This window comes from Corynebacterium sp. J010B-136, from assembly GCF_002967075.1.
Classification (GTDB): domain Bacteria; phylum Actinomycetota; class Actinomycetes; order Mycobacteriales; family Mycobacteriaceae; genus Corynebacterium.
Map to the genome: position 1 here is coordinate 264,769 of NZ_PUGE01000004.1, position 13,046 is coordinate 277,814.

Below are 13,046 nucleotides of genomic sequence, written 5' to 3' on the forward strand. Positions count from 1 at the left end.
ATTGACCGCGAAAATCGGAGTTATTACTTTCCCCGGCACGCTTGACGATGTCGACGCACAACGCGCAGTCCGTCTTGCCGGCGCCGAGGCTGTAAGCCTCTGGCACGCCGACACCGACTTAAAAGGTGTGGACGCAGTAGTCGTTCCCGGCGGCTTCTCCTATGGTGACTACCTGCGCTCCGGTGCGATTTCCGCACTAGCGCCAGTGATGCAGTCCGTTGTTGACCGCGCGCGCCAGGGCATGCCTACCTTAGGTATTTGCAATGGTTTCCAGATTTTGACTGAAGCAGGCCTGCTTGAGGGAGCACTAACCCGCAACAAGGGCCTGCATTTTCATTGCGTGGACACCCACCTCGAGGTTGTAAACAACAACACCGCATGGACCACCGAATTCGAAGCTGGCGATAAGATTTTTGTTCCCGCTAAACACGGTGAGGGACGTTTCCAGGCGGCGCCGGAGACCATCGACAAGCTAGAAGGCGAAGGTCAAGTAGTCTTCCGCTACACCGACAACTTCAATGGCTCACTGAATGACATTGCTGGCATCACGAATGAAACCGGCCGCATCGTTGGCCTTATGCCGCACCCAGAGCATGCCATTGAGACCCTGACTGGCCCATCGACCGATGGCCTGGGTCTGTTTGTATCCGCGATTAATGCCATCACGGCGACTGTTTAGGAGAGTGACATGACTGTTTCCAATGACACAGTAGATAATGCAAAGGCCACTCCCGAGCTAGCCCAGCCGTGGGAAGAACTCGGCTTAAAGCAGGACGAATACGACAAGATTGTGGGCATCTTGGGCCGCCGCCCAACCGATGCTGAGCTGACGGTTTACTCCGTGATGTGGTCGGAGCACTGCTCATATAAGTCTTCCAAGACCCACCTGCGCTACTTTGGCGAGACCACCACTGAGGAAATGGCGTCGAAGATTCTTGCCGGCATTGGCGAGAACGCTGGCGTTGTCGACATCGGCGACGGTGACGCAGTGACCTTCCGCGTGGAATCCCACAACCACCCATCCTTCGTGGAGCCATACCAGGGTGCTGCGACCGGTGTTGGCGGCATTGTTCGCGACATCATGGCGATGGGTGCGCGCCCAATCGCAGTAATGGACCAGCTGCGCTTCGGCCCAGCTGATGCCCCAGATACCGCACGTGTTCTGCCGGGCGTTGTCTCCGGCATCGGCGGCTACGGCAACTCCCTGGGTCTGCCGAACATCGGTGGTGAGACCGTCTTTGATGAGTCTTATGCTGGTAACCCACTGGTTAACGCACTGTGCGTGGGTACCTTGCGCGTGGAAGACCTGAAGCTAGCTTTTGCTTCCGGTACCGGCAACAAGGTGATGCTTTTTGGCTCCCGCACCGGCCTCGACGGCATCGGCGGCGTATCCGTTTTGGGCTCTGCTTCTTTCGAAGAAGGCGAAGAGCGCAAGCTTCCTGCAGTCCAGGTCGGCGACCCATTCGCGGAAAAGGTTCTCATCGAATGCTGCCTGGAGCTCTACGCTGCGGGCGTTGTCGTTGGTATTCAGGACCTCGGCGGCGGTGGCCTGGCATGTGCGACCTCGGAGCTGGCAGCAGCTGGCGACGGCGGCATGGTGGTCAACCTCGATAATGTTCCACTGCGTGCAGAGAACATGTCCGCTGCAGAAATCCTGGCCTCCGAATCCCAGGAGCGCATGTGTGCTGTGGTCTCCCCAGATAACGTGGACAAGTTCCGCGAGATCTGTGAAAAGTGGGACGTAACCTGTGCTGAAATCGGTGAAGTTACCGATAAGAAGGACACTTACCTCGTCTACCACAACGGTGAGCTAGTCGTAGATGCTCCGCCATCAACTATCGATGAAGGCCCTGTCTACGAGCGCCCATACGCACGCCCACAGTGGCAGGATGAGATCCAGCAGGCTCCGGAGATCGCACGTCCGGAATCCTTGGTGCAGGCATTCAAGGACATGGTGTCCTCGCCAGCGCTGTCTTCGCGCGCTTTCATCACCGAGCAGTATGACCGCTACGTGCGCGGTAACACCGTCAAGGCGAAGCAGTCTGACTCTGGTGTGCTGCGCATTAACGAGGAAACTTCCCGCGGCGTCGCAATTTCTGCCGATGCCTCCGGTCGCTACACCAAGCTGGACCCAAACATGGGTGCACGTCTTGCGCTGGCCGAGGCATACCGCAACGTTGCTGTGACTGGTGCGCGTCCATACGCGGTGACCAACTGCTTGAACTTCGGTTCTCCAGAAAACACCGACGTGATGTGGCAATTCCGCGAGGCTGTTCACGGTCTGGCTGACGGTTCTAAGGAACTGAATATCCCAGTCTCTGGCGGTAACGTCTCCTTCTACAACCAAACTGGTGATGAGCCAATTCTGCCGACCCCAGTTGTTGGCGTGCTCGGTGTCATTGATGATGTTCACAAGGCACTGGCACATGACTTGGGCGGCATTGATGAGCCTGAAACCCTGATTCTGCTGGGTGAGACCAAGGAAGAATTCGGCGGCTCCATCTGGCAGCAGGTCTCCGGCGGCGGCCTGCAGGGTCTGCCACCACAGGTGGATCTGGCGAATGAGGCAAAGCTGGCGGACTTCTTTGTCGGCAACACTTCTGTTGCAGCCTCCCACGACCTCTCTGAGGGCGGCCTGGCTATCGCGGCGTTTGAGATGGCGCAAAAGAACAACGTCGGCGTTGACCTTGATTTGAGCGTTGTACACGAGGATGCACTGACCGCACTGTTTAGTGAATCCGCATCGCGTGTTCTGATCTCCACCGCGTCTGATCACCTTGATGGAATCTTGCAGCGTGCTTCCGAGCTGGGCATTCCAGCTGTCGTGGTAGGAACCACCAACGATTCCGGCAATATCACCTTCGCTGGTGAAGAAGTTGCTACCGCTGAGCTGCGCGAGGCATGGTCTGCGACCTTGCCAAATCTGTTTGGTCACGCTGTTGGCGCTAATTCCGTAGTCGAATAAACCGCCGAAGACGCCAGGATAAATGCTTCCTGGCGTCTTCGGTCTTTCTATACTCTGTCGGTACTGGATTAGTCGTCGGTGTCGCGCTCGTAGTCGAGGACCTTTCCGGTGCGAGCATCGATATCGAATTCGTGCTCGACCCAGCCGGTGTTGTATTCGCTCTCCCAGGTTGGGCGACCATCGTCCCAGTCCAGCTCAACGTCGTCGTACTCGGTGACCCGGCTCGCAGTGATTCCTGCGTGCTTGTAGGAAATATCGAGCGCGTGCTGACGAGAGATGGTTTGGGACTTGTTGGTGGATTTGCCGGCAGTGTTATTGGCCTTTGGCGCCGCTTGCTTGACTGCCTGCTCCACTGCATCGCTAGACGATGCCACCTGGGGAGTCGGCTCGGAGGCTGCGGTTGCGGTAGTGGAGATACCAACGGCGGCGAGGACTGCTGCGATGGCACCTGCGACGGCTGCGATTGCGGTTTTCATGACGGGTTCCTTTCAGTGTCTGAGGCTGGAAATCTTGGGTGGTACACCTTCTACATAACCAGCGCCTGAAGTGCCCAGCAAGGGAAAAACCTATCATGAAAAGGGGAAATTCTAAGACATGGCTTTATGAAATGAACATGAAGAGACTCTAATATTCCCCGCCTGATTCGCTATAAGAAAACCCACTGAAAAGGGGTAGCCGAACCAAGTTAACGTGCCATGAGCTCTTGCATAAAGGGTGCGATGATCTCGCGGGAGACCCGACAATCCAGTACGTAGGTCCCGGTTTCTTGGGAATCTACCCAGGTGCGGAAATCTGCTAAGTCTTCCAAAGTTTGAATAACTGTGGCGTGTGCGCCAAGTGCGCTCAATAAGCGGGCAAAGTTTACTTCGGGGATGAGCATGGGCGCTGCGCTGACGCCTTTGGTGGCGTATTGGTGAATCTCTGCGCCATAGGCAGCGTCATTGACCACTACGATAACTCCACGGTGTGCTTGGCGGATAAAGCTTTCAGCGTCGGCCAAAGCCATTAAACCGCCACCGTCGCCGGTGACTAACACCGTCATCTTTTCTTCGCCTGCGGCAGCGGCCACCCCAACAGCGGAGCTAAAACCTAAACCGATTGATTGTGTGGTCGTGCCCAATAAGACCATGTTGTCCGCAGCAGGCACATCCAGGTGAGTATTAGCCCACCCGATGAAGTGCCCGCCATCGGTAACGACCAGGCGTTGGGACGGAATAATCTCGTTAATTGCGTGCATTAAGCTGCGCGGATCCAAGCGTCCATCAGGGGCAAGCGCATTACCTTTTTCGTGGGCTTTTACCTCCGGGCACGGGGAAGGACGCCCCGCTGCGGTGAAATCCTTGGCCTGCAATGCTGATAAAAGCGCAGGCACCGTTGCGTGCGCGCTGCCGCGGAAGAAATGATCGACGCGGGCACAGGTAGCCTGCTCTGTAATATCTATTTGGATGACGGTGGCAGCGGGGTGAAATGCCTGGCCAAAAGCCAGCGTGAAGGGGTTCAGTCCGGCACCGATAACCAGAACGACATCAGCCTGCCCGATTTCTGCTGCGGCAGCTTTCGATGCAAAACCTCCACAAATACCTAAATCACGAAACTTCCCCGTGCTGTTGAAAAGTCCCTGGGCTGGCGCGGAGGTCGCGACATCGGCTTCTAAGAAATCTGCGAGCCGAATGACGTCCGCAGCTGCAGACTTTGCGCCCCGGCCGGCAAGAAGAAGCGGGCGTTGGGCATCGACAAGCAAAGAAGCGATGCTACCTATCTCTTCTGCCCCTGGCACGATGACCTCTGGCTGCGCCATAGGAACTGAAGTGTCTAGCAGCGTTTGCAATCGCTTGTCGATGCATTCTTGCGCCCCAAGGTCATAAGGAATCTCCAGCACTACCGGTGTGCGGTGGGCGCTAGCGTGCGCTAAAGCATTGAAGGTTTGTTGCGCGGCATCGGCAGGGGTTGCGGTAAAGGTCCGAACACCAAAGCTAGCAACTAAGCCGACCTGGTCAATATCCCACGGCCGGGGTGAATGCTGCGGTGCTGAACCGGTGACAAGCACGAGCGGAACGCGCGCTTTGGCCGACTCCACCAGGGCAGTGATGGTGTTGGTAAAGCCCGGGCCATAGGTGGTTGTTGCCACGGCAATCTTGTCGGTGACGCGATGAAAAGCATCGGCAGAAGCCACCGTTGCCACCTCGTGCCGCACGGGAATGATCTCGTGGCCCAATTGCTTCAATGCATCAATAAACCAAGCATTGCCGTTGCCCATGATCCCAAAATAGGTATCTATTCGTGGTGCTAAGACGCGGGCAATAACTTCTGAAACTGAATACATTGTGGGAAAGACTCCTTTGACCTAAACCCTTCTGTGAGCGTGAAAAGGGCTGCAGTAATCGAACCACATCACCTTCCTTGTGAGTAGCTCAGGCTGAGTAGTTGCTGTCTGCCGCCCGAATAAAAACTGTGTTGATGCTGGTAGTGGCAGTGACGGTGAATTAGGTGCTTTAGCAAAGAAAATGATTTTGTGTGCTGACATACCCGCGCTGCTTTGGTAGCGTCAGCCACACGGCGTATTAAGAAACCTTCGGAATGCGCTTACGCCGGACCTCAACTCTAGGAGCACACTATGCGCAAGAGAATCCTGTCCATCGCAGTTGCCGGGGCCGTCGCTTTAGGTATTACTGCACCCGCCCCAGCATTTGCAGTCGTTCAATCCACGCAGCACAGCTCTCAAGCTTTCATTGATGACCCAGTAGCAGCACTCAATAGCATCGTCGGATCGGCGCTGTGGACGCCAGTAATTTTATCGACCATGGCTTCCTCGCTTTTCGGGGAGCAGTGCGGCCTCTTTGACACCCGCGGTTGCTAGCTAAGTTTCACAATCACTTCAAGATCCAACACAGGGAGTACATATGCGTAAGAAGATCTTTTCAATTGCACTATCAGGCGCTCTAGCAGTAGGGATTATGGCGCCTGCGCCGGCAATGGCGTAGGACATCGGTATTGCGCAGCAGGCCGCGCAAACAGCAGGAAACTTTTCCTCAATGCCGCAGGAAAATCTCCTGATGGTTATCGCTGTCGTGTTGTCCCCGGTCTTTTTGTCATCGGTAGCTTTGGCTGAGATTGGCCTTTTGCCATAGCTTTTCGATGCCCCCACGTGGTCCATCGGGGGTACTCAACGTATGTGTTACGCTTCCGTAAGTTAAATACCGCGGAAGAGGACTATTCTTGGAAAAGATAGCAAATTCTGCGCATCGTTGAAATATGAGACGAGACCCATGAAATCTGACCCCCAAGATTTAGCAATGTCCAAGGACCACAACGCAGTCTCTGACCGCATCCAACGCAGCTTCTGGGTTGCTGATAGAGGCCCCCGCCCGGTTACGCGCGGCTGGGGCCATCTCATCGCGGCAATCTTGTCGCTGATTTCTTCCACAGTGCTCATCACTTATGCGTGGATGACACTGGGATGGGTAGCCGCACTTGGCGTGACCATTTATGGCATCGGCCTAGTGGGGCTTTTTGCGGTATCTGCCCTGTATCACCGCTGGCCGTGGCCAACCGCCCGAGCGGTGCAGTGGTGGCGGCGAGCTGACCACGCGACAATCTCCGTCTTTATTGCAGCGACTTACACGCCACTGTGCATCATTGCCTTTGATACGCGTACTACCGCGTGGATGCTCGGCATTGCGTGGACGGGGGCACTGTGCGCCGTCATCTTGAACCTGGTGTGGATCAACCACCCACGCTGGCTTGATGTCATCGTGTACCTGACGCTGGGTTGGTTGGTGGTGCCGCTTATTCCAACGCTATGGACCAACCTGGGGCCTGCCGTGGTGTGGCTGCTGGCTGCTGGCGGATTGTTCTACACCATCGGCGCAGTGGTCTACGGTTTGAAGTGGCCTGGGCGAAATGCCAAATATTATGGCTATCACGAGCATTTCCACACCGCGACTATTGCGGCAGCAGTCGTGCACCTCGTCGCAGTGTGGATGGCTGTCGTGCAAGCCGGTTAGTCGATGTGCTGGTGATTCGGCGCATACACCAGTGGCATCGGCGAATACTGACTGCGCAAGTTACGCAGGGTCGTCGCGTGCTCTGCCAAGCGCTTGTCTTCTTCCGTGTGCGGAATAAATTGGCGCGCAGGCAGTGGATTCCAGTCGCGGTCCATGGCTAGATAAGCCACGGTGGCGTGAATAGCGGTGGAAAGATTCTCGCGTCCGCCGCGGGCCTCACCAGAGCGCACGTGCACAGACATCTGCATCGAACGGCTATCAGTGCGCATCATGCGGGCATCTACCTCGATGAGATCACCGATGTGAATGGGCTTGTAGAAGCGGATGCCGCCGGCATAGACGGCAATGGTCTGCTCGCCTGACCACTCCATGGTGCAAGCCGTACCCGCCTCATCGATCCATTCCATTGCCGTGCCACCGTGGACGTTGCCGCCCCAGTTAATATCGGTGGGCTTAGCCAAGAAACGGTTGACCATGCGAGGGGCATCGGAAGGCCCGTTGTAGGTCTGCTTGTGCATTTCAGTCTCGATGGCCTTGCGCAGATCGATGCGGGACTTTGCCGCTTCCATCACGCGAATTTGTTCATCGGTTTTCGGTACAAAGGTTGGAACGGGGGTAGGACGCTGCGTATCGGCATCCTTTGCGACGAAAATCACCAGGCAGTCACAGGCGCGGGTAAAGATGCCATCGCGGGGGTCCGCAGACCATACTTCATTGATGATGTGCATGGACGACGTACCTGTCATCGCCAAGCGAGAGCGCACCTCCACCAAATGGCCCGACTCAATAGGGCGCATGAAGTGGATATGGCCGACGTAGACGGTCACGCAGTACTGACCTGACCACTGCACGGCACACGCGTAGGCTGCCTTATCGATCCACTCTAAGACGCGGCCCCCTGAAATTCCCTGCGCGCCAGCGATGAGGACATCCGTGGGTGCGGCCATAAACCGCAGGGTGATATTTGGATTTTTGAGGGACTCTTGAGACTGCGCCTCTTGCTTCTTAGCATTTTCATTTAATTGCTCGGTCGAGGACGTGGTTGGCTGTGATTGCGACATATCAAACAAAATAGCAGGTCACTATAATAGCGCGCATGAGTTCTCGACGATCCAAGCCCGACCCGCATGAGATGAAAGCTGCTGTAGATGGCATCGCTAAGTGGCTATATGACGCTGACGCTGCTGCAACACCTTCTCGCAACGAACTAGCTAAGGCCGTGCGCCTTACTGCCCGCACGCTAGAACACGACGCGCCGGGGCACTCAGTAGAGCTTCGAGTACCCCCATTTGTTGCTGTTCAATGCATCGAAGGTCCACGCCATACCCGCGGTACTCCACCCAATGTAGTGGAGTGCTCGCCGCGGACCTGGTTGCTGTTAGCAACTGGATTAATTACCTGGGAGCAGGCGGAAGTTGATGCTTCAGGCACACGCGCTCACGAGATAGCCCAGTGGCTGCCGATCCTCCGAGTTAAACCTTTTGCAGTTGAATAAAATTCGTGTGTACGCCCCCGATTGGGCATGAACAATGTCGCAACAGTTAGTTATCGAGCAGCAAACTTAGTAGAATCAGCGTCGTGGTGAACACTACTTTCCCCAGCGACGTGAATTTAGATGACCAAGGCGAGCAAGAACCCCGCGAAGAGTGCGGTGTCTTTGGCGTCTGGGCTCCTGGTGAAGATGTTGCGACACTGACCTACTTTGGTCTGTTCGCATTGCAGCATCGTGGGCAGGAAGCTGCAGGTATCGGCGTCGGTGATGGAGACCGCCTCGTCGTCTTCAAAGACATGGGCTTGGTCTCGAATATTTTCGATGAGTCCATTTTAAATTCCCTCCATGGCTCCGTGGGCGTGGGGCATACGCGCTACTCGACTGCCGGTGGCAAAGAGTGGTCGAATGTCCAGCCGATGTTTAATACCACCTCAAATGGGGTAGACATCGCTTTGTGCCACAACGGCAACCTGGTGAATTACCAAGAACTGCGCGATGAAGCAGTAGCTCTGGGACTTTACCGAGAGAATGAAAAAACCCTGTCGGATTCCATGATCATGACAGCTTTGCTGGCGCACGGAGTCGGGGAAGGCAACTCCGTCTTTGACGCCGCTAGGCAACTGCTGCCAAGCATCAAAGGCGCTTTTTGCTTGACCTTTACCGATAGCAAGACCTTGTACGCCGCGCGTGACCCGCACGGTGTACGCCCCTTGGTCATTGGCCGCTTGGCGCAAGGCTGGGTTGTTGCTTCCGAGACCTGTGCGCTGGATATCGTGGGCGCGCAGTTTATCCGTGAGGTAGAGCCCGGTGAACTGATCTCTGTCAATGAGGCAGGTATCCACAGTGAGAAATTCGCTGAGCCGAAGCGCCAGGGCTGTGTCTTTGAATACGTCTACCTGGCACGTCCAGACACCGTGATCAAAGGCCGCAACGTTCACGCGACGCGCGTGGATATTGGCCGCGCACTTGCGAAATCCCACCCTGCGCCAGAAGCTGACATGGTCATCCCTGTGCCAGAATCCGGAAACCCGGCAGCTGTTGGCTACGCCCGGGAATCGGGCCTGACGTTTGCGCACGGCTTGGTCAAAAACGCCTACGTGGGCCGAACCTTCATTCAGCCCACCCAGACCTTGCGCCAGCTGGGTATTCGCCTCAAGCTCAACCCGCTGCGCGAGGTCATCGAGGGCAAGTCGCTCGTTGTTGTGGATGACTCTATTGTCCGCGGCAACACCCAACGCGCGCTGGTGCGCATGCTGCGTGAAGCAGGCGCTGCTGAAGTGCACGTGCGCATTGCTTCACCGCCAGTCAAGTGGCCTTGTTTCTACGGCATTGACTTCGCCTCACCTGGTGAATTGATTGCTAATATCAAGCCTTCTGATGATCCTCAGGTAGTAACCGATGCAGTGTGCGAAGCTATCGGAGCAGACTCTTTAGGGTTTGTATCTGTAGATGAGATGGTTGAAGCAACGCACCAACCTATCAATTCCTTGTGCACCGCTTGCTTTGATGGCAACTACGAACTCGGGCTTCCGACCGCTAACCCCAATGCTGACGCTGTGCGAACTTTGCTCAGCCAAAAGAACTGAAAGATTTGATCTGACATGTCTGAAAATACTTACGCCGCGGCAGGCGTCAACATTGAAGAAGGCGACCGCGCCGTTGAGCTTTTTGCTCCACTGGCTAAGCGCGCTACCCGTCCAGAGGTAATGGGTGGCCTCGGTGGCTTCGCGGGTCTGTTTAAGCTCGGCGAATACGAAGAGCCAATCCTTGCAGCTGGCTCCGACGGCGTGGGCACCAAGCTCGCCGTTGCCCAAGCAATGGATAAGCACGACACCATCGGCATTGACCTGGTCGCAATGTGCGTCGATGACTTGGTTGTGTGCGGTGCCGAGCCACTATTTCTCCAGGACTACATCGCAGTAGGCAAGGTAGTTCCGGAAAAGGTCGCGCAGATTGTTGCCGGTATTGCTGAGGGCTGCGTGCAGGCCGGATGTGCACTTCTTGGCGGCGAGACCGCTGAGCACCCAGGCGTAATGAATGAAAATGACTACGATGTCTCCGCCACCGCTGTCGGCGTTGTCGAAGCAGACGAGCTTCTCGGACCAGACAAGGTTCGCGACGGCGATGTTTTGATTGCCATGGGCTCATCCGGACTGCACTCCAATGGTTACTCCTTGGCGCGCCACGTCTTGTTAGAGCAGGCAGGATTGCCACTCGATGGCTACATCGATGACCTTGGCCGCACGCTTGGTGAAGAGCTCTTGGAGCCGACCCGCATTTACGCCAAGGACTGCTTGGCGCTGGTTTCTGAGTGCGACGTTGCTACTTTCTGCCACGTCACCGGCGGTGGCTTGGCAGGCAACCTCGAGCGCGTGCTACCTGAAGGCCTTGTCGCAGAGGTTAACCGCGCATCGTGGACCCCAGCAGCGATTTTCCGCACCATTGCTTCTTTCGGCAAGGTCAGCCTGGAAGAGATGGAAAAAACCTTCAACATGGGCGTTGGCATGATCGCTATCGTTTCCCCTGAAGACCGTGACCGCGCCTTGGCGATGTTGACTGCGCGCCACGTTGATGCATGGGAGCTGGGCTCGATTCGCACCAAGAAGGAAGACGACACCGCAGGCGTTGTCATGCAGGGCGAGCACTCCAACTTCTAAACACTAAAAACAAAAGCCCAGGCTCAGCGCTGAAAAAGCTGCGAGCCTGGGCTTTTGCCTTATCTAAAAGGAGCACTGGAAACACAAAATACTGCGCCTCAAGCCGGAAAAACTAGGAACCGAGAATTCCACGAGGTGCAGTATTTATGTGTTTACAGTGTGGGCGCAGTTGGGGGTTTACTCAAACCTTGAAGCGATCAACCGAGGGCTGAAGGCCGCAAAGTTTTTCAACATCAACGCGGCGCCTAGTTAAACCTAGCGCCGGTCATCAACCTCATCCTGGTCGTCGTCCCACTCATCGACGTAGTCGTCATATGAGTCGCCGTAGTCGTCGTCATCATCCTGAGAACGTGAATCACCTGGACGCTGGGATGCCAGCTCCCTTTGTAGTGAATCCAAGTCCATATCAGGAGTGTTGTACTTTAGTTGGCGTGCAACCTTGGTCTGCTTTGCCTTTGCGCGTCCGCGTCCCATGTGCATGACCCCCTTGAGGTGTGTAGGGCAATCCAGGGAATTCGGACGCCCCATCGGCTGTAATCTTGTATATGTTCCTGTTAGACACAATAGCCTGTACAGCCGGAAAATGCCGCACCGACCCCCGCGCAGCGCTATGACCTGCTCTTTTAGTGAACCCGAGAGGGCGAGTTTTGGGAAAATGGATCAATTAAATGCACTCTACGCGCATATAAATTTCAAATACGCGTGAGCGCTTTCTCTGAGGGACATTTTCTAAGGCTCACATCAACGCTAAGCGGCTGGTTAACACCGGATTCTTCCGGCTAATTACTACCGTCTAGCGCTGAGTCTGATACCTCACAGGTGGCTTTATCTGCCGCGCAACTTATCAATCGCGCTGCGGCCCAACTTCACACCTTCATCCGTCGGCAATGATTCTTCGTCGACCGTGACGGCACAATCACCAATGAGAAGTTCTGCAGCTGGGCTTCCTGCCTTTTCCGGCGTTGGAAGAGCCGAGCGCTTGATCAAGCCCAGGGCAATGGGGCCTAGTTCAAAGTCATCAATGATGGAACCGACACGTCCAACGCGACGGCCACCGGAGGTGATATCAGCGCCGGTTGCTGGAAGCTCCGGAACCGAGCCATCAAGGTGCAAAAGTGTCAGGAGGCGAGGGGAACGGCCAAGGTTTTCTACGCGCGCAACGGTTTCTTGTCCGCGGTAGCAGCCCTTTTCCAAGTGGACTGTGCCAGGAATTTCCCCGCGTCCAATCCAGTGTGCAATTTCGTGCGCAATGGATTTATCGTCCAAGTCCGCTGCCTTTTCTGGCTCGAGGTTACGCACGCGCTCAGCGGTATAAGCCATCAAACCAGCAGGCTTAAAACCAGCACTGATTAGTTCCTTAGCAACGTCTTTGAGCTGCTCGCGCGGAACCGCAATGTCGGTGCGCGGCGTCTGCGTCCAGTTGGGGACCTCGCGCACAAATGCAGCAGATACTGCAACGCTATCAGGAAGCGTAGGATCTTGGCCTAATAAAGTGATGATGGCGAGGTCGGCTTCAGCTACCTCTACTTTTGACCAGAAGACCATCATGGTCAAAAACTTCAGGAAGGATTCAAATTCCGCGTCAGTGGTGTCGAGGTAAAAACCTTCCTCGGTGCGCACAACATCGGCGTAATGGAGAATGCGGCCTTGGATATCTAAGTCCAATGCGGCTGCTGAATAACCTGGTTCAACATTGTCTAGCTTTTGTGACAGCAGGTTATTTAAAAACTCTGGCGCATCAGGGCCAATTACAGAGATAACTCGACGTTGCGAGCGATCTACCAGCACAGGGGTATCTAAATGAATTGCGCGTTGCTCAACTAGCGGGTCTCCGTAGTGCCACGCGACTCCCTGGGAGTCAATCAGCGTGTCATCTTGTACGGCTGCCGCACCCGGCAATTGCATCAGGGGCGAAGTATAACTCACAA

The 13,046-nt window shown here is 55.6% G+C and carries 12 protein-coding genes; 7 read left to right on the forward strand and 5 right to left on the reverse strand.

Annotated elements, in window-relative coordinates; translation table 11 throughout:
* Position 1: 1 nt before the first annotated feature.
* A complete protein-coding gene (gene purQ, locus C5Y44_RS08630; RefSeq protein WP_066796259.1) occupies positions 2-679 on the forward strand; it encodes a phosphoribosylformylglycinamidine synthase subunit PurQ in 678 nt (225 codons plus the stop codon).
* A 9-nt stretch (positions 680-688) separates the two neighbouring features.
* Positions 689-2,965, forward strand: coding sequence for a phosphoribosylformylglycinamidine synthase subunit PurL (gene purL / locus C5Y44_RS08635; RefSeq protein ID WP_105324546.1), 2,277 nt, complete (start codon positions 689-691; stop codon positions 2,963-2,965).
* A 68-nt stretch (positions 2,966-3,033) separates the two neighbouring features.
* Here purL and C5Y44_RS08640 read toward each other — a convergent pair whose 3' ends face one another.
* Complete coding sequence (locus tag C5Y44_RS08640; protein ID WP_105324547.1) at positions 3,034-3,441, reverse strand: PepSY domain-containing protein; 408 nt, start codon at positions 3,439-3,441, stop codon at positions 3,034-3,036.
* A gap of 209 nt (positions 3,442-3,650) precedes the next feature.
* Entirely contained in the window at positions 3,651-5,288 is a 1,638-nt protein-coding gene (locus tag C5Y44_RS08645; RefSeq protein WP_105324548.1) for a thiamine pyrophosphate-binding protein, read from the reverse strand.
* Between the two features lie 291 nt (positions 5,289-5,579).
* On the opposite strand from C5Y44_RS08645, the gene C5Y44_RS08650 reads away from it, so the two are divergent.
* Positions 5,580-5,822, forward strand: coding sequence for a hypothetical protein (locus C5Y44_RS08650; RefSeq protein WP_105324549.1), 243 nt, complete (start codon positions 5,580-5,582; stop codon positions 5,820-5,822).
* Positions 5,823-6,231: 409 nt separating this feature from the next.
* Positions 6,232-6,969 (forward strand): hemolysin III family protein, encoded by a 738-nt coding sequence (locus C5Y44_RS08655; protein WP_105324550.1) that lies wholly within the window; start codon positions 6,232-6,234, stop codon positions 6,967-6,969.
* On the opposite strand, the gene C5Y44_RS08660 is transcribed toward C5Y44_RS08655, so the two are convergent.
* Positions 6,966-7,916 carry an acyl-CoA thioesterase gene (locus C5Y44_RS08660; RefSeq protein ID WP_105324606.1) on the reverse strand — a complete coding sequence of 317 codons (951 nt, stop codon included), beginning with the start codon at positions 7,914-7,916 and terminating at the stop codon, positions 6,966-6,968. The genes C5Y44_RS08655 and C5Y44_RS08660 overlap by 4 nt on opposite strands.
* Positions 7,917-8,065: 149 nt before the next feature.
* Here C5Y44_RS08660 and C5Y44_RS08665 point away from each other — a divergent pair, with 149 nt between their 5' ends.
* From C5Y44_RS08665 to purM, 3 genes are all read left to right on the forward strand, one after another.
* The gene (locus C5Y44_RS08665; protein ID WP_105324551.1) at positions 8,066-8,464 is read left to right on the forward strand and encodes a sterol carrier family protein; all 399 of its coding nucleotides are present in this window, start codon (positions 8,066-8,068) and stop codon (positions 8,462-8,464) included.
* Between the two features lie 83 nt (positions 8,465-8,547).
* Positions 8,548-10,047, forward strand: a complete 1,500-nt coding sequence (gene purF, locus C5Y44_RS08670) for an amidophosphoribosyltransferase (RefSeq protein WP_105324552.1) — start codon at positions 8,548-8,550, stop codon at positions 10,045-10,047.
* A gap of 15 nt (positions 10,048-10,062) precedes the next feature.
* Complete coding sequence (gene purM, locus C5Y44_RS08675) at positions 10,063-11,118, forward strand: phosphoribosylformylglycinamidine cyclo-ligase (RefSeq protein ID WP_105324553.1); 1,056 nt, start codon at positions 10,063-10,065, stop codon at positions 11,116-11,118.
* A gap of 255 nt (positions 11,119-11,373) precedes the next feature.
* Here purM and C5Y44_RS08680 read toward each other — a convergent pair whose 3' ends face one another.
* Positions 11,374-11,592 (reverse strand): DUF3073 domain-containing protein, encoded by a 219-nt coding sequence (locus C5Y44_RS08680; RefSeq protein ID WP_199186017.1) that lies wholly within the window; start codon positions 11,590-11,592, stop codon positions 11,374-11,376.
* Positions 11,593-11,943: 351 nt separating this feature from the next.
* Positions 11,944-13,044 (reverse strand): folate-binding protein YgfZ, encoded by a 1,101-nt coding sequence (locus C5Y44_RS08685; protein ID WP_369831083.1) that lies wholly within the window; start codon positions 13,042-13,044, stop codon positions 11,944-11,946.
* Between the last annotated feature and the right edge of the window lie 2 nt (positions 13,045-13,046).